Source organism: Winogradskya humida (assembly GCF_016862215.1).
Classification (GTDB): domain Bacteria; phylum Actinomycetota; class Actinomycetes; order Mycobacteriales; family Micromonosporaceae; genus Actinoplanes; species Actinoplanes humidus.
This window is the reverse complement of sequence record NZ_BOMN01000031.1, coordinates 1-21643: the sequence shown is the minus strand read 5'-3', so window position 1 is coordinate 21643 and position 21643 is coordinate 1. Positions and strand designations below refer to the sequence as shown.

General features: G+C 68.4%; 22 protein-coding genes. 5 read left to right on the top strand and 17 right to left on the bottom strand.

All coding sequences use genetic code 11. The features are described 5' to 3' along the window. Positions 1–164: 164 nt before the first annotated feature. Positions 165–785, top strand: a complete 621-nt coding sequence (locus Ahu01nite_RS13355) for a putative glycolipid-binding domain-containing protein (RefSeq protein WP_203836811.1) — start codon at positions 165–167, stop codon at positions 783–785. Between the two features lie 6 nt (positions 786–791). Here Ahu01nite_RS13355 and Ahu01nite_RS13350 read toward each other — a convergent pair whose 3' ends face one another. The 3 genes from Ahu01nite_RS13350 to Ahu01nite_RS13340 form a co-directional block, all read right to left on the bottom strand. After that, positions 792–2123 carry a gluzincin family metallopeptidase gene (locus Ahu01nite_RS13350; protein ID WP_203836810.1) on the bottom strand — a complete coding sequence of 444 codons (1332 nt, stop codon included), beginning with the start codon at positions 2121–2123 and terminating at the stop codon, positions 792–794. 280 nt (positions 2124–2403) lie between these two features. Beyond that, on the bottom strand, positions 2404–3483 hold the full coding sequence (cds1, locus tag Ahu01nite_RS13345; RefSeq protein WP_203836809.1) for an L-cysteine desulfhydrase Cds1: 1080 nt from the start codon (positions 3481–3483) through the stop codon (positions 2404–2406). Continuing rightward, positions 3480–3935: an Lrp/AsnC family transcriptional regulator gene (locus Ahu01nite_RS13340; protein ID WP_203836808.1), complete on the bottom strand. Its 456-nt coding sequence runs from the start codon at positions 3933–3935 to the stop codon at positions 3480–3482. The genes cds1 and Ahu01nite_RS13340 overlap by 4 nt, the downstream gene beginning before the upstream one ends. A 232-nt stretch (positions 3936–4167) precedes the next feature. Between Ahu01nite_RS13340 and Ahu01nite_RS13335 the strand changes: the two genes are divergently transcribed. Next, on the top strand, positions 4168–4449 hold the full coding sequence (locus tag Ahu01nite_RS13335; RefSeq protein ID WP_203836807.1) for a BldC family transcriptional regulator: 282 nt from the start codon (positions 4168–4170) through the stop codon (positions 4447–4449). Here Ahu01nite_RS13335 and Ahu01nite_RS13330 read toward each other — a convergent pair. From Ahu01nite_RS13330 to Ahu01nite_RS13310, 5 genes are read right to left on the bottom strand one after another with little or no spacing between them, the layout of a single operon-like run. Further along, complete coding sequence (locus tag Ahu01nite_RS13330) at positions 4422–5066, bottom strand: UbiX family flavin prenyltransferase (protein ID WP_203836806.1); 645 nt, start codon at positions 5064–5066, stop codon at positions 4422–4424. The genes Ahu01nite_RS13335 and Ahu01nite_RS13330 overlap by 28 nt on opposite strands. Positions 5067–5107: 41 nt before the next feature. Next, entirely contained in the window at positions 5108–6250 is a 1143-nt protein-coding gene (locus Ahu01nite_RS13325) for a hypothetical protein (protein WP_203836805.1), read from the bottom strand. Further along, positions 6231–6758 (bottom strand): SigE family RNA polymerase sigma factor, encoded by a 528-nt coding sequence (locus Ahu01nite_RS13320; RefSeq protein WP_203836804.1) that lies wholly within the window; start codon positions 6756–6758, stop codon positions 6231–6233. Before Ahu01nite_RS13320 ends, Ahu01nite_RS13325 begins: the two co-directional genes overlap by 20 nt. A 31-nt stretch (positions 6759–6789) precedes the next feature. Then, positions 6790–7686, bottom strand: coding sequence for a menaquinone biosynthesis prenyltransferase MqnP (gene mqnP / locus Ahu01nite_RS13315; protein WP_203836803.1), 897 nt, complete (start codon positions 7684–7686; stop codon positions 6790–6792). Next, positions 7683–9134 (bottom strand): menaquinone biosynthesis decarboxylase, encoded by a 1452-nt coding sequence (locus tag Ahu01nite_RS13310; protein WP_203836802.1) that lies wholly within the window; start codon positions 9132–9134, stop codon positions 7683–7685. The genes mqnP and Ahu01nite_RS13310 overlap by 4 nt, the downstream gene beginning before the upstream one ends. A gap of 145 nt (positions 9135–9279) precedes the next feature. On the opposite strand from Ahu01nite_RS13310, the gene Ahu01nite_RS13305 reads away from it, so the two are divergent. Further along, the gene (locus Ahu01nite_RS13305) at positions 9280–10149 is read left to right on the top strand and encodes a hypothetical protein (RefSeq protein ID WP_239158818.1); all 870 of its coding nucleotides are present in this window, start codon (positions 9280–9282) and stop codon (positions 10147–10149) included. Here the strand turns inward: Ahu01nite_RS13305 and ccsB are convergent. The 6 genes from ccsB to hemL all read right to left on the bottom strand — a co-directional run bounded on the left by ccsB (position 10146) and on the right by hemL (position 16237). After that, entirely contained in the window at positions 10146–11120 is a 975-nt protein-coding gene (gene ccsB / locus Ahu01nite_RS13300; protein WP_203836801.1) for a c-type cytochrome biogenesis protein CcsB, read from the bottom strand. The two genes, Ahu01nite_RS13305 and ccsB, sit on opposite strands and share 4 nt — an antisense overlap. Continuing rightward, entirely contained in the window at positions 11120–12730 is a 1611-nt protein-coding gene (gene resB, locus Ahu01nite_RS13295; protein ID WP_203836800.1) for a cytochrome c biogenesis protein ResB, read from the bottom strand. The genes ccsB and resB overlap by 1 nt, the downstream gene beginning before the upstream one ends. Continuing rightward, positions 12727–13521, bottom strand: a complete 795-nt coding sequence (locus Ahu01nite_RS13290) for a cytochrome c biogenesis CcdA family protein (protein WP_203836799.1) — start codon at positions 13519–13521, stop codon at positions 12727–12729. The genes resB and Ahu01nite_RS13290 overlap by 4 nt, the downstream gene beginning before the upstream one ends. Further along, complete coding sequence (locus Ahu01nite_RS13285) at positions 13521–14084, bottom strand: TlpA family protein disulfide reductase (protein WP_203836798.1); 564 nt, start codon at positions 14082–14084, stop codon at positions 13521–13523. The genes Ahu01nite_RS13290 and Ahu01nite_RS13285 overlap by 1 nt, the downstream gene beginning before the upstream one ends. A 55-nt stretch (positions 14085–14139) precedes the next feature. Beyond that, a complete protein-coding gene (locus Ahu01nite_RS13280; RefSeq protein WP_203836797.1) occupies positions 14140–14802 on the bottom strand; it encodes a histidine phosphatase family protein in 663 nt (220 codons plus the stop codon). Positions 14803–14884: 82 nt separating this feature from the next. Further along, complete coding sequence (gene hemL / locus Ahu01nite_RS13275; RefSeq protein WP_203836796.1) at positions 14885–16237, bottom strand: glutamate-1-semialdehyde 2,1-aminomutase; 1353 nt, start codon at positions 16235–16237, stop codon at positions 14885–14887. 136 nt (positions 16238–16373) lie between these two features. On the opposite strand from hemL, the gene Ahu01nite_RS13270 reads away from it, so the two are divergent. Further along, positions 16374–16700 (top strand): STAS domain-containing protein, encoded by a 327-nt coding sequence (locus tag Ahu01nite_RS13270; RefSeq protein WP_203836795.1) that lies wholly within the window; start codon positions 16374–16376, stop codon positions 16698–16700. Here the strand turns inward: Ahu01nite_RS13270 and Ahu01nite_RS13265 are convergent. Next, complete coding sequence (locus Ahu01nite_RS13265; protein WP_203836794.1) at positions 16671–17267, bottom strand: TetR/AcrR family transcriptional regulator; 597 nt, start codon at positions 17265–17267, stop codon at positions 16671–16673. The two genes, Ahu01nite_RS13270 and Ahu01nite_RS13265, sit on opposite strands and share 30 nt — an antisense overlap. A 53-nt stretch (positions 17268–17320) precedes the next feature. Here Ahu01nite_RS13265 and Ahu01nite_RS13260 point away from each other — a divergent pair, with 53 nt between their 5' ends. Continuing rightward, positions 17321–18265 (top strand): quinone oxidoreductase family protein, encoded by a 945-nt coding sequence (locus Ahu01nite_RS13260; protein ID WP_203836793.1) that lies wholly within the window; start codon positions 17321–17323, stop codon positions 18263–18265. On the opposite strand, the gene Ahu01nite_RS13255 is transcribed toward Ahu01nite_RS13260, so the two are convergent. Both Ahu01nite_RS13255 and Ahu01nite_RS13250 read right to left on the bottom strand, forming a co-directional pair. Continuing rightward, positions 18266–18814 (bottom strand): response regulator, encoded by a 549-nt coding sequence (locus tag Ahu01nite_RS13255; protein ID WP_203836792.1) that lies wholly within the window; start codon positions 18812–18814, stop codon positions 18266–18268. It lies immediately after the preceding gene. A 2-nt stretch (positions 18815–18816) separates the two neighbouring features. Beyond that, positions 18817–21643: hybrid sensor histidine kinase/response regulator (locus Ahu01nite_RS13250; protein ID WP_203836791.1), on the bottom strand; the 2827-nt coding region annotated here is incomplete at its 5' end.

Below are 21643 nucleotides of genomic sequence, written 5' to 3'. Positions count from 1 at the left end.
GCACCAAGCACCAAGCACGGGGCACCCAAGCGCTGAGCCTCAAGTACCAAGCGCTGGGCACAGCCACTGAGCGCTGATCCACAGAGTTATCCACAGGACGGCCTCCGGCAGCACGCCGGGGGCCGTCCTGCGTTAGACGGGCGGGATCGGGGTATGGGCAGGGCATGGTTGCCTTGCCCACCTCGCTGTTCTGGGAGCGCCGCGACACCGTCGGTGCCGAGCATGCCCTGGTTGATTCGCGGACGGGACTCGTCGCCCGCGGGACCGTGCTCGCGGTGGACCCGATCGGCTACACGGCCCGCTATGAGCTTCGGACCGATCCTTCCTGGGTGACCACGTCGCTGGAGGTCAGCACCGAGGGCGGCGGGTGGGGGCGGACCCTTCGGATGGAGTCCACGGGCGGCCAGTGGCGGGTCACCACCTCCGAGCGGGGTGATCTCGACGCCGCGCTGACCGCCGCCGGGCACGCCGGCGCGGGGCTGCCCGGGACCGAGGACACGGATCTTCTGGCCGGGGCGTACGACGTCGACCTCACCGGGTCACCCTTGACGAACACCTTGCCGATCCGCCGGCTCGGACTGCTCAAAGCCGAGCCCGGGATCGCGCACCGGATCAGTGTCGCCTGGGTGCTGCTGCCGAGCCTGGAGGTCGTCCAGGCGGATCAGATCTACACGGCGGTGAGCGAGGGCACCGTACGTTTCGCAAGTGAGACTTTCAGCGCCGACCTGACCGTCGACGATGAAGGTTTCGTGCGCGACTATCCCGGCCTGGCGAAGCTTCGGTGACCGAGGTCAGGCCTTGCTGCGGATCCACGCCACGCAGGTCTTGTCGACCGTGCTGAACGGCTTGCCGAAGGCTTCGCGGGAGGCCGGGTCGAGGTCCTTGTCCTCGCGCAGATAAAGCCGGACGAACGTGAACAGCGCCTGCTGGCCGTATTTCTTCGCCATGCAGTCGGCGGCGAAGTGGCCGAGGCCGTAGAAAGCGTCGCTCTCCTCGACGCTGGCATTGTCTTTCAGTGCGTTCACGGCGATTGACTTCGGGCGTTTGCTGCCGTGCACCGCCTTGCTGACCGAATAGCGGCGCCAGCTGGCCGTGGCGGGCTGGGGATACCAGCCGATGTATTCGGCGATGCCTTCCTTGAGCCACATGTCGCCGGCTGTCCAGGATGTCCGCTCAGCAGCGCCGAGGGTGACCACGTGGCCGAGCTCGTGCCGGACCGTCGTTTCGAGCAGGCGGGTGTCGGACTTCAGCTCGGGCATGTTGAGCACGACGTCCATGCCGGCCTCGTTGAGGGGGATGGCGTAGCCGATGACCCATTTATCGTCCATGCCGCCGTACCACTGGGTCCATTGTTTGGCGCCGGCCAGGTAGATCCGGTAACGCTTCTGCGGGTTGCCCACCATGCCGGCGAATCGGTCGTTGACAACCGCGGCGGCCTCGGCGATCGGCAGCAGCTTCTTGAAGTACTTCTTCTCGCTGGGCAGCGCCACGAGGGTGACGCGCTTGCCCTTGGAGAAGACGAGGTCCCCGCTCTCCCATGGCGTCGGCAGCGCGTCGTCCTCGCTCTTCGTCGGCGCCGAGGACGCGATCACCCACTGCCCGCCGACCGGTTTGAGCTTGAGTTTCGCGGCGATCGTCGGCTTGGCGTCGACGTCGGCCGGGCAGACGTTGCCGGCGAAGCAGTAGCTGATCGTGGCATCCAGGTCGACGCCCTTGGCCGTGTCGGCGCCGTCGGGGTCGCGGAACGCCCGATAGTCGAACGCGCTCACGCCGAGGGAACGCAGCGACCGGAACATCGTCCTGTAGCGGGCGCGCAGCTTCGCCTGCCCCGGGTCGACGGCCGCCAGCCAGGCCTTCTCGTCGTTGCGGATCAGGGCGGCAGCCTGTGCCTTCAGCGCCGCGGTCGCGGACTCGAGCGTCGTCGGCGGCCGGGTCTTGGTGGGTGCGGCGGCTTCCGCGGGTGCCGCGAAGGAATCCCGGTTGGCCACGAAAACCGCGCCGCCGGCCACCGCCAGCGCCGCGATCAGCGCCATGATGCCACCGATCAGCAGACCACGGCGGCGCCTGGGTGCCGGGGGCAACGGCAGCGGAACCGCACCCGGCGCGAGAGAGAGCGGCGGCATCTCGTACAACTCAACAGGCCCAGGCACCTCGACAAAACCCGAGACCGGAGCCGAGAGCGAAGCCGAGACAGAAGGCGAGACAGGGGCCGAGACAGAAGGCGAGACCGGAGCCGAGAAAGGGGCGGGCTCTGAAGATTCGGGCCCGGAGGAGAAGATGGGCGCCGCGACAAAAGGCGCACGCTGCTGAGGAACAGGGTTGGTGACGTCATCGCCATCGCGCACGAATGCTCCTCGAAACGTGAATCCCTTTGCGCGACGATCCTCCCACGAACCCGACCTGTCAGGCTGCCCCCGGCCAGATCCCTGTGGACAGAAAATCGCTGATCATGGCCGCGGGGGCAGCGAGCTCCAGCCCCTGCGCGGCCACCCAGTCGTCCGAGTAGTACGTATCCGCGTACCGTTCGCCGCCGTCGCAGATCAGCGTCACCACCGAGCCGCGCACCCCCTGCGCCCGCATCTCCGAGATCAGCCCGAAAGCTCCCCACAGGTTGGTCCCGGTGGAGCCCCCGACGCGCCGCCCCAGCACGGCCGAACCCGCGCGCATGGCCGCCAGCGACCCCGCATCCGGCACCTGCACCATCCGGTCGACCACGGCGGGCTGGAACGACGGTTCGACCCGGGGCCGGCCGATCCCTTCGATGCGGGAGCTGCGTCCGGTTGAGAGATTCCAATCCTGATTCTGGTACGCCGGCCAGAACGCGGACCCCTCCGGATCGACCACACACAGTCTCGTGTCGAACCGGCGGTACCGCGCGTAACGCCCGATGGTGGCGCTGGTGCCGCCCGTGCCGGCTCCGACCACGACCCACGCCGGGATCGGGTGCCGTTCGAGGCTCAGCTGGGCGTAGATCGACTCGGCGATGTTGTTGTTTCCCCGCCAGTCGGTGGCGCGTTCGGCGTACGTGAATTGGTCCATGAAATGCCCGCGTAGCTCGCCGGCCAGGGCGCGAGCCGTCGACACAACGGTGGTGGAGTCGTCGACCAGGTGGCATTTGCCGCCCTGGAACTCGATGAGCGAGATCTTCTCGGGCGATGTGGACGCGGGCATGACGGCGATGAACTCGCAGCCGAGCATCCGTGCGAAGTACGCCTCACTGACGGCGGTGGAGCCCGATGATGCCTCGACGATCGGGGTGTCGGGGCCGATCCAGCCGTTGCAGAGCGCGTACAGAAAAAGGGAGCGGGCCAACCGGTGTTTGAGCGACCCGGTCGGGTGTGAGGATTCGTCCTTGAGATAGAGGTCGACGCCCCACGAGGATGGCAGCGGAAACGGCAGCAGATGCGTGTCCGCGGAACGATTGGCGTCAGCCTCCACGAGGGAGATCGCGTTGCGTTCCCAGTCGCGGTCGACCGGTTTCACGCGACCTCACGCCCCGGTTGGGGCCTGTTCTCCCATTTTGTGGAAAGCGCGATCGCGGTGCGGGTAGAGGCGACGCCCGGGGTCCGGTTGATACGCACGATCAGCTGCTCCAATTCCGCGATGGTGCCGACCCGCACGGTGAGCTGGTACGACTCCACTCCCGCCATGAAATGACAGGATTCGATCTCAGGCATGACACGCAGCGCGGCGAGCACGTCGTCGGTGTCGGCACCGGAGTCCTCGATGATGCCGATCAGCGCGGTGACGCCGAGCCCGATCGTCTCCGGCTCCACTTCGGCGCGGTATGCCCGGATGGTTCCGGCGGTTTCCAGCTTGCCGACCCGTTCGTGCACGGCCGGCGCGGAGAGGCCCACTTGCCGGGCGAGCTCCGCGTAGGACGAGCGGGCGTTGTCCCGCAACAGGTCGATCAGGCGCAGGTCGATGGCGTCCATGGCTTGAAAGGTTAGTGGGCGGCCTCGAGGACCCGTCCGGGTGGTTCACGCCCTGTAGCGATCGGCAACCGCCCGGCCCGGCAAGGATAATGGTCAACGTCGCAATCGGGGCTTTTTCCGCATTTCAGCGACTTGCTGTTTTGGCCGATGCTCTAATGGCTTTACGTCCCGATCGAGCAAGCCGACACTCACCGTGACCACCGGCGCTCCAACACGACGCGAGGAGAGGGCCGTGGACACAGGAGATCGACTGCTGACGCCTGGGGAGGTTGCCGCGCTGTTCCGGGTGGACCCCAAGACCGTCACGCGTTGGGCGGCCGCGGGCCGCATCGGCAGCATCCGCACTCCGGGTGGCCACCGCCGGTTCCGTGAGTCGGAGGTGCGAGCCCTGCTCGAGGGCGAGGGTGCCGCCGTCGTCGAGGAGATGCGCGAGGACGACGCCAACAACCGGCCTCGTAACACGGGCCCGGCCAACCCGGGCTCCAGTTACGGTCCACCCAACGGGCTGCGCTGAGCATTCAGTTCTCCGCGCCAGCGCGCGGAGAGGCTGTGCGGCACGTCGAGGGCGTCGAGCACTTTGCCCGCCACGAAATCGATCAGCTGCTGAGCGGTGGCCTCGGCCCCGGCGCCGTAGAAGCCGGGCGAGGCCGGTAGCACCACAGCCCCGGCGTCATGCAGGGCGATCAGGTGCTCCAGGTGGCTCCGGGTCACGGGTGTCTCCCGCGGCACGACCACCGTGCGGCGGCGCTCCTTGAGGTTGACCTCGGCAGCGCGTTGCAGCAGATCCTTCGAGAGCCCGATGGCGATGCCCGCACACGATGCCGTGCTCGCGGGCACCACCGCCATGCCCTTGGCCGGATAGGAGCCGCTGCTCGGCCCGGCCGCGAGGTCGTTGGCCGGCCAGTAGGTCAGATCCGCGGATCCGAGGTCACGGCCGAGCCAGGCGCCGACGTCGTCCTTCCAGTGCGCGTCCCGCACGCTGGCACCCGTCTCGTCGAGCAGGGTCAGCCGTGCGGCCTTGGAAATGACGAGGTCCACGGACTCGCCGGCGTCCAGGAGCGCGCCCAGCACGGCCTTGGCATAAGGCGTACCGGAAGCTCCTGAGACACCGACGATCCATGGCGTTCGCATGCCCTCAAGCATGCCTCAGGTTTGTCAGCCGATGGCTGACGTCAGCTGACGGCCGACGTGGCGTCGAACCAGGTGGCTGAGTCCTCGACGTTGGCGAAGGTCACATTGCTCAGGATCTTGCGCAGCTCGTCGTCGGACACGAAGCCGCCACCGCCGGCCTCGATGAAGTACTTGCCGTCGTCGGTGTAGCGGTAGCAGATGCTGTCCGTCGGGCAGTACGGCGTCTTGCCGGGAGCCTCGTACTTCTGGTTCCACGCCGGGTAGACGGTGAACGAGAGCACCGGAAGCTGCTGGTCGCCGACGACGTACGGGTCGATGACGGTGTCGGTCAGGTTCTTGTAAGGGAAGTCGCCCTTCAGCAGCCGCAGGTACGACTTACCCGGAACCGGCGCGGTGAGCCCGTCGTCGGTGCGACCGGCGGCCGACAGCGTGTAGCCCGCGGGGACGTAACCGAGCTTGAAGTTGACCTTCGTGGGCTCCGCCGGGCCTGCGTTCAGGCCGGCACCGAGCTTGGCCAGATCGGCCGCGGTGAGCTTCTCGCCACCGAAGACGGAGATGACCGCCCAGGAATCGTCGGCGTACTCCCAGGACAGGGTCGTCTTGGAGTAAACCGCCGCGCCCTTCTTCGGGTCCGTACCCTCCTTCTGGCCTGCCGTGAAGTAGCCGGAGTGTGAGCCGACTTTCTGCGCGGTGCCCTTCTCGGCGACCTTCGGATCGAAGACGCCCTTGGCATACGTGACCAGGCTGCCGACCCAGTTGGGCGACGAGTGCGACTTGCCCTTGAGGTCGATAGTCTTCGAACCCTCGCCCTCGCCGATGACGTTGGCCACCTGGTAGCCGGGGGTCACCAGGACGGTGTCCGAGACGGTCAGCGTGCCAGCCTTGTAGCTCTCGATGTTTCCGGTGAAGTCGCTCGCCGGATATGCGAAAGGACTCGGCTTGCCGGCAGCCGCTTGCGGCAGAGCGGCGGCGGGGGCAGCTTTTTCGTGGCTGGGCAGCAGCTGGGGAACGGCCGCAGCACCGGCCACGGCCAGCACCACAGCGGCGGAGCCCGACACCGCCCAGAGCGCGCGACGCTGGCGCTGCCGCTTGTGCCCGGCGGCCAGCGCGTCCTCAACCGTGTAGCGAGGGGCCGGCGCGTCCGACTTCGCATCCTGCAACATGTCAGACAGCTCGTGCTTCACGATGGTTCTCCTTGTTGACGAAGACCTCGGCACCGAGGACGTTGCGCAGGGCCTCGAGGCCGCGCGAGGTGTAGCTCTTGATGGTTCCTTCGGGGCAGCCCAGGGCCTCGGCGGTCTCCTGGACGCTGAGCCCCTCGAGGTAGCGCAGGGTCAGCACGGCACGCAGGCGCGCCGGCACCTTCTGCAGGGCTGCCCGGATCCGCAGCCGTTCGTCGACCGAGCTGGTGGCGTCGACGGGATGAGCCCGGTCGGGCATGGCGTCGCTCTGCGCGTGCTCACGCCGCCACCAGGGACGCCGGGTCTCGTCGATGGCAGCGCGCACCACGGCCGTACGCGCGTAGGCGCCCGGATTGTCGATGCGCCGCCACTTCACATACAGCTTGGCGAGCACCGTGAGGACCGCGTCCTCGGCTGCCTGCCAGTCACCGCACGTGAGGTAGGCAAGCCCGCGCAGCGGCTCCATCTGCGCGGTGACGAAGTTTCTGAACTCCGTATCTTTGTCGCTCACAGCAACTAGACGGAGCAAGTGGTGCCGGGGGTTACAACAAACTCAGGTCGAGGAGCGCGAAGACGAAGAGCGCGATGCCGACGAAGCCGTTCGCGGTGAAGAACGCCCGGTTGACCTTCGAGAGGTCCTTCGGCGTGACGACGATGTGCTGGTAGACGAAGGCGGCGGCGGTGAGCGCAAGGCCGATCCACCAGAGCCAGCTCAGCCCGACGAGCTGGCCGAACCACACGAACAGCGCGAATGTCACCACGTGGGTGACCGTGGAGATGTGCAGGGCGGTGCGGACCCCGAACCGGGCCGGGGTGGAGTGCACGCCGATCTTCCGGTCGATGTCGACGTCCTGGCAGGCGTAGATGATGTCGAAGCCGCCGATCCAGAGGCCGACCGCGACACCGAGCAGCCATGCGGGGCCCGAGCCGGCGAACGTGCCGGTGATCGCCAGCCACGCACCGACCGGCGCCACGGCCTGCGCCAGCGCCAGCACGTAGTGCGGGAAGTTGGTGAAGCGCTTCGCGTAGGGGTAGACGATCAGCGGGATCACGGCGAGCGGTGACAGCACCAGGCAGAGCCAGTTGAGCAGGCCCGCGGCGAGGAACAGCACCACCAGGGAGACCACGGCGCCGGTCCAGGCCGTCCGCACGCTCACGGCCCCGGTGACCAGCTCACGATTGCGCGTACGCGGATTCTGCGCATCGATCTTGCGGTCGAGGATCCGATTGGCGGCCATGGCGAACGTGCGCCCGGAGACCATGGCGATCGTGACCAGCAGCAGATCGAGCCAGTGCACCCCGGTCGCCGCGCGGTCCATGGCGACCAGCGCGGAGAGATAGGCGAACGGCAGGGCGAAGACCGAGTGCTCGATCGCGACGAGCCGCAGGAACGCCTTGATCTTGCCCGGTTTCTCGGGCGCGGAGGCCACCGCCGTCATATGCCGTATTCCTTCCAGCGCTTGTCCACCAGGGCGGTCACCTCGGGCGCCATGGTCATCTCCTCCGGCCACCCGCGTGAATACCCTTCACCGGGCAGCTTACGGGTGGCGTCGAGCCCCGCCTTACCGCCCCAGAACTGCTGGTAGGAAGCGTGATCCAGATGATCGACCGGCCCCTGGGTGACCATGAGGTCACGGTCGTAGTCGACGTTGCCGAAGGCCCGGAACGCGACCTCGTTGTAGTCGTGGACGTCGCAGTCCTCGTCGACCACCACGATCAGCTTGGAGAGCGACATCAGGTGCGCGCCCCAGATCGCGTTCATGACCTTCTGGGCGTGCTTCGGGTAGCGCTTGCGGATCGACACGATCACGCAGTTGTGGAAGACACCGGCGGCGGGCATGTCGTAGTCGGCGATGTCCGGGATCATCATGCGCAGCAGCGGCAGGAAGATCCGCTCGGTCGCCTTGCCCAGGCCGTGGTCCTCCTGCGGCGGCTTCGACGTGACGATCGAGTGGTAGATCGGCTTCTTGCGCATGGTCATGCACTCGATGTGCAGCACCGGGAAGGGCTCGACCGGAGTGTAGAAGCCGGTGTGGTCGCCGAACGGCCCCTCGGGCGCCCGCTCCCCCGGCTCGAGGTAGCCCTCCAGCACGATCTGCGCCTCGGCGGGGACCTGCAGCGGCACGGTCAGGCAGTCGACCATCTCGACCCGCTCGCCGCGCAGGAACCCGGCGAACAGGTATTCGTCGATGTCGCCGGGCAGCGGGGCGCTGGCCGAATAGGTGACCACCGGGTCGCAGCCGATCGCGATGGCCACGGGCAGCCGCTGCCCGAGCCGCTCGGCGACCGCGTGGTGCGCGGTGGAATCCTTGTGGATCTGCCAGTGCATGCCCAGCGTGTTCTTCGAGTGCTGCTGCAGCCGGTAGAGGCCGAGGTTGCGCTTGCCGGTCTCGGGGTGCTTGGTGTGGGTCAGCCCGAAGTTGTGGAAGATGCCGCCGTCGCCGGGCCACACCTGCAGGCCGGGCAGCAGGTCGAGGTCGACCTCGTCGCCCTTGAGCACGACCTCCTGGCAGGGCGCGCCCTTGACCTTCTTCGGCGGCAGCGACTTGAGCTGCAGGACCTTGCCGAGGCCCTCGCGGATGCCGGACCAGCCGACCGGCAGCTCCGGTTTGATCAGCGAGCCGATCCGGTCGCCGACGTCGTCGAGCGAGTCGACGCCGAGCGCCATCGCCATCCGCTTCTCGGTGCCGAAAAGGTTGATGACCAGCGGCATGTCACCACGGGTGGGACGCTCGAAGAGCAGGGCGGGGCCGCCGGCCCGGACCGTGCGCGTCACGATCTCGCTGATCTCCAGCGTGGGATCCACCGGCACCTTCACCCGGCGCAGCTCGCCGGCCGCTTCCAGGGCCGAGATGAAGCTCTGCAGATCGTGAAACGGAGCAGCCATGTCCCCCAGTCTTCCACCCGCGCGCGCCGCGGGACCGTCAGGCGGGGTAGACGTACGTCGCACTTCCGGCCGTCACCCGAAGATCGCCTTCCCCGTTGAGCTAAGGGTTTGGTTTCAAAAGCCACGGGAGGGCGAGGTGGACGACGTGAAGTTCCGTTCTCTGGCGCGATGGTGCGCCCTCACGGGCCTCGTCGCGGCCCTGGGAGTCACGGTCCCGGCGACGGCCGCCCCCAAGAAACTACCGACGTGCAAGACCGGCACCGCGTCGACCAGGGCGCCGGCCAGCGCGCCCAGCACCAGGGCACCGAAGGCGTGCCAGGCCACCCCGCCGCGGGTCGAGCTCGGGCGGATGAGCCGGGCGGCGGGGGCGAGGACAACGGCGGGTTACCACCATCTCGGTGCGGGCACGGCCGGCGTCTGGCGTGGGGTGTACGGCCGGATGCAGGTCGTCAACGGCGCCGTCCGGCCCGGCACGTACGACTTCCTCGCCAGCCGCTTCCTCGTCAAGCGCGACCTCGGCGGTGGCAAGCTCGCCTGGCTGGAGGCCGGCTGGGCGGAGACGGGCTGGTCCGGCAAGGGCCGGCAGCGCATCTACACGTTCAACACGAACACGAACACCTGGCAGTTCTACGACCAGTACAAGCTGAAGTCGGGCAGCCGCATCTGGATCGACGTGCACACCGACGGCAACAACGTCTGGCAGGCCTGGCTCTGGTGGAACGACACCTGGAACCTGCTGACCACCCAGAAACTGCCGATCGGCTCCAGCGCGTACGTCGAGCAGTACGTCGAGGTGCACGTCGACGATGATAAGCCGACCAGTCTGCGGGTCCCCCGGGCTGAGGTCGACAACGTGAAGCTCCGCGACCCGGACGACGGCGGGATCCGCTACTGGCGTTCGGACGTGGACACCGTCACCGGTGGCAGCACCCGGCGCTCCGACGACTTCTGCCTGGACTGGGTGACCCAGTTCGACACCTGGAGCGCCGGCGACTGCGAACGACCTGCTGATTAGCCGCCCGCGTTGGCGTACGAGTGCAGGCCCGAGAAGAACAGATTGACGCCGAAGAGGTTCATCAGCATCGTCGCGAAGCCCAGGATCGCGATCCAGGTGGCGACGGTGCGCTTGACGCTCGGGGTCGCGCGGGCGTGCAGGTAGCTGGCGTAGACGATCCAGGAGATGAACGCCCAGACCTCCTTGGGGTCCCAGCCCCAGTAGCGGCCCCAGGACGCCTCGGCCCAGATCGGACCGGCGATCAGCGCGCCAAAGGTGAACAGCGGGAACGCGAAGGCGTGCAGGCGGAAGGTCAGCCGCTCGAGCAGCGCGGCCTCGGGGACCTTGGCGCCGAGCGAGTAGGGGAAGCGGCGCTTACCCTCGTCGTAGCCGGCCCGGACCAGGAACATCGCGGCCGGCACGGCACCGATCAGGAAGATGCCGCTGGCCAGGATGATGGTCGAGACGTGGATGATGAACCAGTACGAGTTGAGCGCGGGCACGAGCGGCCCGACCGGCGCGTACGCGATGAGGCCGTCGGCGCCGAGCAGCATGACCAGCGCGAGCGCCGCGAAGAGCCCGAGGTGGCGCAGCTCCGGCTTGCGGGTCAGCACACCGAGCCACACGGCCGAGCCGACCAGGGTGACGGTCAGCGTGAACTCGTACATGTTGCCCCAGGGCATGCGGTCCGCCGCGATGCCGCGGGTGACCACCGTGCCGAGGTGCAGCGCGAACGCCAGCCAGTTGAAGCCGACCGCGATCCGTCCGAGCAGGACGCCACGGTCGCGCTTGGGCGCAGGCTCTTCCGCAGCCGGAAGTGGATCATCAAGAGGCACCGGCGCCCCGGCACCCACCAGCTGCCGGGCCGGCCGCTGGGCAGCACGACCGATGTGGCTCTTGTTGCCGAACGCATACTCGGCGGCGTAAAGGACCATCGCTGCCAGGTAGGACAGCACCGTGACGGCCATCAACTGATTGGACAACTCCGCCATCAGGGCGTCCCTCCATCCGGACCGCGAGCGGCCCCCACGATCTGGCCGAACTCCTCAGCGAAGCCCGGGTAGTCGGTGCGGGGCAGGCCGCCGGCCTCCATCAAACTACCGGACCCGTCCCGAGGCGAAATCCGGAACCACAACCTGCGACGGTGCCCGCCCAGCGACAGCATCAGGCCGAGCAGCCCGACGACCGCGCCGGCGAGCACCAGCGTCGCGGTGGGGTCGTAGCGGACGGCGAGCGTCGCGAACGGGCGGGTGGCCAGGAACTCGACCTTGGTGCCGTCGTCGAGCGTCCATGACTGGCCCGGCGTCAGGCGCTGCGGACGGTCGCCGCTGACCTTCTTGAGCTCGCCGTTGGCGATCTGGCCCTGGTCGAGCGAGTACACCGAGCCGGGGTTGCCGACCTCGACGCCCAGGTCACCGCGGTAGGCGGTGAGGAAGAGCGCGGGGTTGTTCTCCGCCGGGAAGACCGAGGTGGCGCCGCCGGCCGGGTCGACCGTCGGCACGAACACGCCTTCGAAGCCGACCTGCAGGTTGACGTCACGCTTGTTCGTCTTCGGATCGATGTTGACGTCCGGGAACGACCCGACACCCGAGCTGGTGAACAGCCCGTCGGTGGGCAGGAACGGCACGACCTTGGTCTGCTGGGCGCCGAAGCGGTCGGTGTAGCGCAGCTCGACGGCGTACCCGTGACCGAGCAGGTGCACGTTGGCCTGCGACAACCGCAGCGGGTTGTTGACCGTGAAGTGCCGGGCCTTCCACGGGCCGTCCTGCTTCGTCTGCACCTCGACGTCGGCGTCGAAGCTCTTCGGCTGGCCGGTGGTCTGGTACGCCGCCTGGAAGTCGGTCAGCCGCAGGCAGAAGAACGGCAGGTCGGCGGCGTCGACCCGGGGGCCGAGCGAGGACTCGTCGTACTGCGTGACCGAGTTACAGAAGCCCTGGTCGTTGCCCTCGACGAGGATCCGGTTGCCGTGCCAGCCGTACCAGTGCCCGAATCCGACCCCGATCAGCACCGTGAGCAGCGCGAAGTGGAAGAACAGGTTGCCGGTCTCCTTGAGAAAGCCCTTCTCGGCGGAGACCGTCCAGGTGCCGTCCCCACGCTCGCGGACCTTGGTCCGGAAACGACGTTTGCGCAGCTCAGAGGCCGCGGCCTGCGCCGCATCGGCAGGGTCGTCGGCCCGCTCCTCGACGGCGGCATGCTGTGGCAGCCGCTCAAGCCGCTTAGGAGCATCCGGGGGTACGGTACGGAGCGCGCGAAAATGGTCACGCAACCGCGGCACCACGCAACCCACCAGCGACGTGAACAGCAGCAGGTAGATCGCGGCGAACCACGGCGACGCGTAGACAGCGAAGCCACCGATCTGCTCCAGTTTCGGGGCCAGATCGGGGTGCTGGGTGTAGTAGGCCGTGACCTTCTCCGGCGACACCGCGCGCTGGGGCAGCACCGAGCCGGGGATCGCGGCGACGGCGAGCAGGAACAGCAGCACCAGCGCCGTACGCATACTCGTCAGCTGTCGCCACGAATTGCGCAGCAGGCTCCACGCGAAGTGGGGCTTGCGCGGCGGCGGTGGCGCGGCGGGCACAGGGCGTTCCTCGACAACGGTCACAGCAGGGTCCCCGCGTCGAAGTTGAACGTCGTGAGCAGCCAGATCAGGAAGCTGTTCCAGCCGCCGGTGACCAGCGCGACGCCGACCAGGATGAGCAGCCCGCCGCCGACGCGGGTGACCCAGCGGCTGTTGCGCCGGATCGCCTTGAAGACCCCGAGCAGCCGGCGGAAGAAGAGCCCGAACAGCACGAACGGGATCCCGAGCCCGAGGCTGTAGGCCAGCGCGAGCACCACCGCACGTCCGGTCGACCCCTCGCGCGTGGCCAGCGTCAGCACCGCGCCGAGGGTCGGGCCCGTGCACGGCATCCAGGACAACGCGAAGAGCGCGCCCAGGACCGGCGCCCCGGCCAGCCCGACGCTGGGCAGTTTGGCGATCCGGAACTCGCGCTGCATGCCGGGGACCACGCCGAGGTAGGCCAGGCCCAGCACGATGACGATCACGCCGAGCACGATGTCGAGGGCCCGCTTGTGGGTCAGCATCGTCGTGCCGACCCCGGCCACCAGCGTCGCGATGAGCGTGAACACCACCGCGAAGCCGAGCACGAACAGGCTCGTACCCGCGAGAATTCTGCTCTTGGTCCTGGTGCGCTCCAGAACGGCGACACCGCCACCGCTGTCGGGGGCTTTGTCGTCAAGGTCGGAGCCGGCCAGCCCGGTCACGTACGACAGGTAGCCGGGCATCAGCGGCAGCACGCAGGGCGAGAGGAAGCTGACCAGCCCGGCGGCGGCGCTGACCAGGACTGCGAGCAGCAGCGGACCGCTGAACGCGATGTCGTGGAAGGTCTCACCCATCAGCCGGTCCCCTCGGCGGCGATCCGCTCGACGACCGGCTTCAGCTGGGCGATCGTGGTGGACTTGCGGATCGCGGCGGCGATCCGGCCCTGCCGGTCGAGGATCAGCGTGGCCGGCGTGCTGACCTGCGTCACGTCGAACTTCAGCGCGACGTTGCCGTTGGGGTCGTAGATGCTCGGGTACGTGACCCGGCCCTTCTCGAACGCCTTCGCGGAATCGCGGTCGTCGCGCGAGTTGACCCCGATGAACGTGACGTTCTGTGCCTTGGTGGCCTGATAGGTCTGCTCGAGATCGTCCGCCTCGGCCCGGCACGGGTTGCACCACGAACCCCAGAAGTTGACCACGACGACTTTGCCCCGGTCGGTGGCGACGTCATAGGTGCCGCCGTCGAGCAGCTCCCCGGTCACCTCGCGGGCCTGGGGACGCTGCTCGGGCGTGCACTCGATGACGCCGTCCTTGCTGGTCGTGCAGTCCTTCTCCCAGCTCTTGCCGCCACAACCGGTCAGCGCACCAGCCGCGACAACGGCGGTGACCAGGACTGCGGCGAGCCGGCGCACGGTCATGCCCTGCTTGCCTTCGGCATGCCGTCGCGGCCCTCGCTGCGCTTCGTGCACTCCGTCATGCCCCCTTGGCCGTCCGGGCGCCGGGCGACATGGCCACCAGTGCAGCAGCAGGCTCGGAGTAGTCGACTCCGACGATCTTGGCGCCTTCGAAACGGAACGAGGTGAGGCTCGCGAGCCCGCACTGACGCTTGCGGGGGTCGTGCCAGAGGCGCTTCTTCTCGACGTAGCGGCGCAGCGTCCAGATCGGCAGCTGGTGCGAGACGCAGACCGCTTCGTGGCCCTCGGCGGCGACCCGCGCGGCCTGCAGCGCGGCGAACATCCGCTGGGCGATGACCAGGTAGGGCTCGCCCCAGCTCGGGGTGATCGGGTCGCGCAGCACCCACCAGTTGCGCGGGTTGCCGAACGCGCCGTCACCGACCGCCACCCGCTTGCCCTCGAAGAAGTTGGCGCTCTCGATCAGCCGCACGTCCGTCGCCGTCTCCAGCTTGAACTGCGCGGCGAACGGCTCGGCCGTCTCCTGCGCGCGCTCCAGCGGGCTGGCCACCACGTGCGTGACGTCGCGGCCGGCGAGCGAGTCCGAGGCGGCCACGGCCATCTGGCGGCCGAGCTCCGAGAGGTGGAAGTCGGGCAGGCGGCCGTACAAAATCTTGCTCGGGTTGAACACCTCGCCATGCCGCAGCACGTGCACAGTGGTCTTGGTCGGCTCTTCGTCGCTCATGCTGTGTCTCCTGGCATGCCCTCGTGGCCCTCGCCGTCCAGGCCGTTGCTTGCCGCCGGCAAGTGAGGCTCGGTGCAGTCGCTCATGCTTTTGCCTTACTCCCCGCAGCAGCCGCCGCCCGAGCCGCGAACGGCAGGGCGGCACCGATCGTCTCCATGGCGGCGTCGTCCAGCGCCGTCGACACGAACCACGACTCGAAAGCGCTCGGCGGAAGATATACGCCCCGGCTGAGCATTTCGTGGAAGAACGCTTTGAACGCCCCGGCGTCCTGGGTCTTCGCGGAGTCGTAGTCCACCACGTCGACCTCGGTGAAGAAGATCGAGAACATGTTGCCGGCGAAGGACAGCCGGTGCGCGACGCCCGCGGTGGTCAGCTCGGCGGACGCGAGCGCGCCGATGGTCGCCGACAGCTCGTCGAGACGCTTGTAGGCGGCATCGTCGGCGAGGCGCAGGCTGGCCAGCCCGGCGGCGCAGGCGAGCGGGTTACCCGAGAGCGTGCCGGCCTGGTAGACCGGACCGGCCGGGGCCAGCCGGGACATGATCTCCGTGCGGCCACCGAAGGCCGCGGCGGGCAGGCCACCACCCATGACCTTGCCGTACGTGAACAGGTCGGCATCGACCGGCTCCAGCCCCGCCCAGCCGCCCGCGGACACCCGGAAACCGGTCATGACCTCGTCGACGATGAGCAGGGCACCGTTGGCATGCGCGATCTCGGCGAGACGCTGGTTGAAGCCCTCCCGCGGGGCGACGACGCCCATGTTCCCGGCGGCGGCCTCGGTGATGATCGCGGCGATGTCGTCCTGCTCCGCGAAGACCCGCTCGACGGCACCGATGTCGTTGTACGGCACCACGATGGTCTCGCTGGCCGCCGCGCCGGTCACGCCGGGCGAATCGGGCAGCCCCAGCGTGGCGACCCCGGAGCCCGCCGAGGCGAGCAGGGCGTCGACGTGACCGTGGTAACAGCCGGCGAACTTCACGATCTTCGAGCGGCCGGTGAAGCCCCGGGCCAGCCGGATCGCGGTCATCGTCGCCTCGGTTCCCGAGTTGACCAGGCGGACCTGCTCGACGGGGGTCCGCCGGACGATCTCCTCGGCCAGGTCGACCTCGCCCGCGGTGGGCGTGCCAAAACTGGTGCCGCGAGCCGCCGCGGCCTGGACCGCAGCGATGATCTCGGGATGTGCCTGGCCGTGGATCATCGGCCCCCAGGAGCAGACCAGGTCGACATAACGCCGCCCGTCGGCGTCCAGGAGCCACGCTCCGGAGCCCTCGGTCATGAACCGGGGCGTGCCACCCACGGCGTGGAAGGCACGCACGGGTGAATTGACCCCGCCGGGAATGATGACCTTGGCGCGGTCGAACAGGGCCTGGGAAACCGGAGCATCCTGCGGATAAGGCGTGCCCTCGGTGCGGTATGAGGTGGTCACAGCGCCTCTCATTCTGTCAGCGCCGGTACGGGCGCGTCCCGTCAGCCCCCGCCACGGGTTGGCTAGGTCACGGTCAATGCCCTCTAGTCAACACCGGCCTCATCGCGCCCAGCAGGCCGGATCACCCGGCTCGCGATAGGGTGATGTGGTGGAGCGACCGGAGCTGTCCATCACGGTTGAGAGTGCTCCCGACGAGGCTGTCTTTCACCTCGCCGGGGAAATCGACGTGCTCACCGTGACCAAGCTCTCGGCAATGGTCAACGAGATCCTGGCGGAACCCCCGTCCCGGATCATCCTCGACATGTCGGGGGTCACTTTCTGTGACTCGCAGGGCCTGGGCACCCTCGTCGTCCTGAGCCGTAAGGCCCAGCACGCCCGCGCGGTCCTCGCCCTGACCAACGTCGGCGACTTCCTCCTGCGCGTGCTCGACATCACCGGCCTGCGCTCAGCCCTGATGATCTCCTCCACCGCTTAAGAGTGCCGTTGCGGTAACGCGCAGACCTGCGGCGACCCGCTCGGATTCACCTCGTTCCAGCATGGTGAGGATCGCGTCGCTGGACAGCGGCGCGAGCAGCAGATCGGCGATGAGCGCGGTGTCCAGGCCGGGGCGCGACTCGGTGAGCAGGCCGGCGATGTGGGCGTGCCAGAAACCGTAGACCGGGTGGGCCTCGCGGTCGTCCGGGTCCAGCCGGTGCGCGGTGGTGACCGCGTGGCCGAGCGCCGCGAGCAGGCCTTTGTTGCGGGCGACCACGGCGACCACGGCGTCGAGGAAGGCGAGCAACCGCTCCTCGGGCTCGGCGCCGGGGCCGAGCGGGGGCGGACCGCTGCTCACGGACTCGCCCAGGGCCATGGCTCGCTCCTGCATGAGCGCGATCATCAGGCCCATCCGGGAGCCGAAGCGGTGGAAGACGGTCCCTTTGCCCACCCCCGCCGCCGCGGCGACCCGTTCCATCGAGATCTGCTCGGGGCGCAGGCGGGTCAGCAGCTCCTCGGTGGCAAGCAGGATCGCGCTTCGGTTGCGCAGGGCGTCGGCACGCGTCACGGACCCATTCTTGCCCCTGGCTAACTGGACCGACGGTCCAGTAAGGTCGGGAGATGCGGAGAGTGCGGTTCTACGAGTACGGCGACCCGGGCGTTCTCACCGTCGAGAAGGCGGAGATCCCCGAGCCCGGAGCAGGTCAGGTACGCATCCGGGTGCAGGCGATCGGGGCGAATTTTGTCGACACGAGGTTCCGGCGCGGGCCGTCCAGCGGTGCGATCTTCGAGCGGCCACTGCCCGGCAAGCTCACCGGTGACGTGGTGGGCATAGTGGACAAAGGCGACGAAGACCTGTTCGGGTGCCGGGTTGTGGCGCTCTCCGAGGATGCCTACGCGGACTACGTGGTCGTCGACGCGCAGTGGATCACGCAGGTGCCGGACGACATGGACGTCGTCGCAGCGAGCATGGTGCCGACCTCGGCGCCGGTCGCGTTACGGGCGCTGCGGTCCGGAGCGGTCGCGGCGGGCGAGACGGTGCTGGTGCACTCGGCGGCCGGCGGGATCGGGCAGCTGGCGGTGCAGCTCGCGCGGATGGCGGGTGCAGGGCTGGTGATCGGGACTTCAAGCACCCCGGAGAAGGTCGACGCTGATGTCGCGATCGATTACACCGCTGCGGACTGGCCCGATCGGGTTGCCGAGGCCGCGCCGGGCGGTGTGGACGTTGTCCTCGACGCCGCCGGCGGGGATGTGCTCCGGCGTAGTTTCGGGGTGCTCCGGGCGTACGGTCGAATTGTCACTTATGGGGCCGCCTCGGGTGACCTGATAGACGTGCCAGTGACCGATTTCTTCGCTCTCAGATCTTTGATCGGATTTTCGCTGCTCGCCTGGCGGGCGGCGCGGCCGGAACAGGCGCGGGCCGAGATGACCGAGCTGGCCGGGCTGCTCGCGACGGGGCAGCTGCGGGCCGGACCGGCCGTGACGTTGCCGCTGAGCGAAGCGGCCGAGGCGCATCGTCTGCTCGAGAGCAGGGCGCACCCCGGCCGGATCATGCTGATTCCCTGATCAGGTGCCCCAGCGGGCCTTCTCCAGCAGCTCCAGGGCCTCGACGGAAGCGTCCTCGCCGCCGGCGCGCAGCGTGCGGGTGGCCTCGTCGACGAGCTCGGTGAGGCGTTCCCACTGGTTGTCTCGTTCGCGGGTGACCTCGGCCTGGGCCTTGAGCTGCTGGGTCTTGGTCCAGAGCTCGACGAAGATGGAGACCTTCGCGCGCAGCACCCACGGGTCGAAGGGCTTGGTCAGGTAGTCGACCGCGCCGACCGCATAACCGCGGAGGGCGAGCTGGGCGTCACGGTCGGCCGCGGTGAGGAAGAGGATCGGGACGTGGCGGGTGCGCTCGCGGCGCTTGATGTGGGCGGCTGTCTCGAAACCGTCCATGTTGGGCATCTGCGCGTCCAGCAGGATGACCGCGAAGTCGTCGGTGAGCAGCTGTTTCAGGGCTGCTTCGCCGCTCTCCACCGCCACGGCCTGCACCGGGAGGCCCTGCAGGATCGCTTCCAGCGCGAGCAGATTGTCACGCCGGTCGTCGACCAGCAGCGCCTTGGCTCGCTCGGCCACACTCACTCCCCACTGCTCTCTGCGGCGTTCACCCAGCGGGCCATGAGCTCGATGAGCTGGTCCAGGTCGACGGGCTTGGTGATGTAGTCGCTCGCCCCCGCCGCCAATGCTGACTCACGGTCACCAGGCATCGCCTTGGCTGTCAGGAACACTACCGGCAGATCCTGAAAGCGCTGATTGCGGCGGATTCCCCGGGTCGTCTCGTAGCCGTCCTGGTCGGGCATCATCGCGTCCATCAGTACGATGTCGACCTCGGGATGCTCGGCCAGCAGGCGTACGCCGTCGACCCCGTTGTCGGAGTAGAGAACGTTCAGCCCGTGCATCTCCAGGGCGCTGGTCAGGGCGAACACGTTGCGCACGTCGTCGTCGACGATGAGCACCGTGGCGCCGTCGAGCTGCCGGGAAGCCTGGGTCGACGGGGGCACCGGCTCGGGCTCGAGCTGATCGGTGATCAGCGGGAAGTCCAGCGAGTTGAACGACGCCGGCCGCGGTGACACCGGGGTCTCCACGGGCGGCAGCAGCTGCGGCAGCCCCGAGAGGCCGGGCATGAGCGGCTTCGGGATCGAGTCGGGCACCGGGTAGTCCGGCATGTAGAGCGTGAACGTCGAGCCCTCGCCCGGCGCGGACGACACCACGATCGTGCCGCCGAGCAACGCCGCGAATTCCCGGCTGATCGACAGGCCCAGGCCGGTGCCGCCGTACTTGCGGCTGGTCGTGCCGTCGGCCTGCTGGAAGGCCTCGAAGATCAGGCTGAGTTTCTCGTCGGAGATGCCGATGCCGGTGTCGGTGACCGCGAACGCCACCACCTGATCGGCCGCCGCCAGCGCCGGGATGTCGAAGTAGCTGTCCTCCGGCGCCGGGTAGATGCTCAGCGTCACCGAGCCGCTGTCGGTGAACTTGACCGCGTTGGAGAGCAGGTTGCGCAGGATCTGCTGGAGCCGTTGCTCGTCGGTCACGATCGAGTCGGGCAGTTCGGGCGAGACCTCCACCCGGAATTCCAGGTCCTTCTCGTCGGCCTGCGGGGAGAACGCCTGCTCGACATAGCTGCGTACGCCGTCGAAGTCGACCTGGTCCGGCTCGACGTCCATCCGGCCCGCCTCGATCTTGCTGAGGTCGAGGATGTCGTCGATCAGCGAGAGCAGGTCCGAGCCGGCGCTGTGGATCGTGCGGGCGAACTCGATCTGCTTCTCGGTCAGGTTGCGCTCCGAGTTGTCCGCGAGCAGGCGGGCCAGCAGCAACAGCGAGTTGAGCGGCGTACGCAGCTCGTGACTCATGTTGGCCAGGAACTCGGTCTTGTAGGCCGAGGCGCGGGACAACTGCTGCGCCTTCTCCTCCAGACCGAGGCGGGCCAGCTCGATCTCGCGGTTCTTGGTCTCGATGTTGCCCTTCTGCTCGCTGAGCAGCTGGGCCTTGTCCTCGAGCTCGGCGTTGGTGCGCTGCAGCTCAGCGGACTGGTCCTGCATCTCGCGGGCCAGTCTCTGCGACTGCGAGAGCAATTCTTCGGTACGCCTGTTGGCCTGGATCGTGTTGAGCGCGATCCCGATCGTCGCGACCAGCCGCTCGAGGAACGTCAGGTGCAGCCCGGAGAACGTGGCGACCGACGCGAACTCGATCACGCCGAGCATCTCGCCCTCGAACAGCACCGGCAGCACGACCAGGTCGTTCGGCGGCATCGACATCAGGCCGGAGCGCATGGTCAGCACGCCGTCATGTGTCGCGCGCACCCGGATCGTGCGGCGCGAGACGGCGGCCTGACCCACGAGACCCTCGCCGGGGCCGAACGTCACCTCGTGGTTGCGGGCGACGTATCCGTAGGACGCGGCCAGTCGCAGCCGCATCACCGCTTCCTCGTTGTCGACCAGGAAGAACGCGCCGAGCTGGGCGTACACCAGCGGCGTCACCTCGGTCATGATCATGCGGCAGACCTCGCCGAGATCCCGCTGGCCCTGCAGCAGACCGCCGATACGGGCCAGGTTTGAGTCGAGCCAGCCCTGCTCGGCGTTGGCGGTGGTGGTCTCCCGCAACGCCACGATCATCTGGTTGATGTTGTCCTTCAGCTCGGCGACCTCGCCCTGCGCCTTGACCGCGATGCTCTGGGTCAGGTCACCCCGGGCCACCGCGGTGGACACCTCGGCGATCGCGCGCAGCTGGGTGGTGAGTGTGGAGGCGAGCTGGTTGACGTTGTCCGTGGTCTCGCGCCAGATGCCGGAGACGCCCTTGACCTCGGCCTGACCGCCGAGCTTGCCCTCGATGCCGACCTCGCGGCCGACCCGGGTGACCTCGGTGGCGAACGACGAGAGCTGGTCGACCATCGTGTTGACGGTGTCCTTGAGCTCCAGGATCTCGCCGCGCGCGTCGACGGTGATCTTCTGCGACATGTCGCCCTTGGCCACTGCCGTGGTCACCGAGGCGATGTTGCGGACCTGGGCAGTCAGGTTGGACGCCATGTAGTTCACGTTGTCGGTGAGGTCGCGCCACGTGCCGGCCACGCCGCGCACCTGCGCCTGACCGCCGAGCTTGCCCTCCGAGCCCACCTCGCGGGCCACCCGCGTGACCTCGTCGGCGAACGACGACAGCTGGTCGACCATCGTGTTCACGGTCATCTTCAGCTCGAGGATCTCGCCCTGGGCGTCGACGGTGATCTTCTGCGACAGGTCACCCCGGGCGACGGCGGTGGAGACCTGGGCGATGTTGCGGACCTGGGCCGTCAGGTTGGACGCCATCGAGTTCACGTTGTCGGTGAGGTCGCGCCACGTGCCCGCGACCCCGCGCACCTGCGCCTGACCGCCGAGCTTGCCCTCGGTGCCCACCTCGCGGGCCACCCGCGTG

Bases quoted from the DNA above. Each gene is read 5' to 3' on its own strand.
- Ahu01nite_RS13310 (WP_203836802.1), bottom strand. From the start codon at position 9,134: ATGGCTGCTCCGTTTCACGATCTGCAGAGCTTCATCTCGGCCCTGGAA.
- Ahu01nite_RS13260 (WP_203836793.1), top strand. From the start codon at position 17,321: ATGCGGAGAGTGCGGTTCTACGAGTACGGCGACCCGGGCGTTCTCACC.
- Ahu01nite_RS13340 (WP_203836808.1), bottom strand. From the start codon at position 3,935: ATGGACGCCATCGACCTGCGCCTGATCGACCTGTTGCGGGACAACGCC.
- Ahu01nite_RS13355 (WP_203836811.1), top strand. From the start codon at position 165: ATGGTTGCCTTGCCCACCTCGCTGTTCTGGGAGCGCCGCGACACCGTC.
- Ahu01nite_RS13290 (WP_203836799.1), bottom strand. From the start codon at position 13,521: ATGGGTGAGACCTTCCACGACATCGCGTTCAGCGGTCCGCTGCTGCTC.
- Ahu01nite_RS13285 (WP_203836798.1), bottom strand. From the start codon at position 14,084: ATGACCGTGCGCCGGCTCGCCGCAGTCCTGGTCACCGCCGTTGTCGCG.
- Ahu01nite_RS13350 (WP_203836810.1), bottom strand. From the start codon at position 2,123: ATGCCGCCGCTCTCTCTCGCGCCGGGTGCGGTTCCGCTGCCGTTGCCC.
- Ahu01nite_RS13330 (WP_203836806.1), bottom strand. From the start codon at position 5,066: ATGCGAACGCCATGGATCGTCGGTGTCTCAGGAGCTTCCGGTACGCCT.
- Ahu01nite_RS13280 (WP_203836797.1), bottom strand. From the start codon at position 14,802: ATGAGCGACGAAGAGCCGACCAAGACCACTGTGCACGTGCTGCGGCAT.
- ccsB (WP_203836801.1), bottom strand. From the start codon at position 11,120: ATGGCGGAGTTGTCCAATCAGTTGATGGCCGTCACGGTGCTGTCCTAC.
- hemL (WP_203836796.1), bottom strand. From the start codon at position 16,237: ATGAGAGGCGCTGTGACCACCTCATACCGCACCGAGGGCACGCCTTAT.
- mqnP (WP_203836803.1), bottom strand. From the start codon at position 7,686: ATGACGGCGGTGGCCTCCGCGCCCGAGAAACCGGGCAAGATCAAGGCG.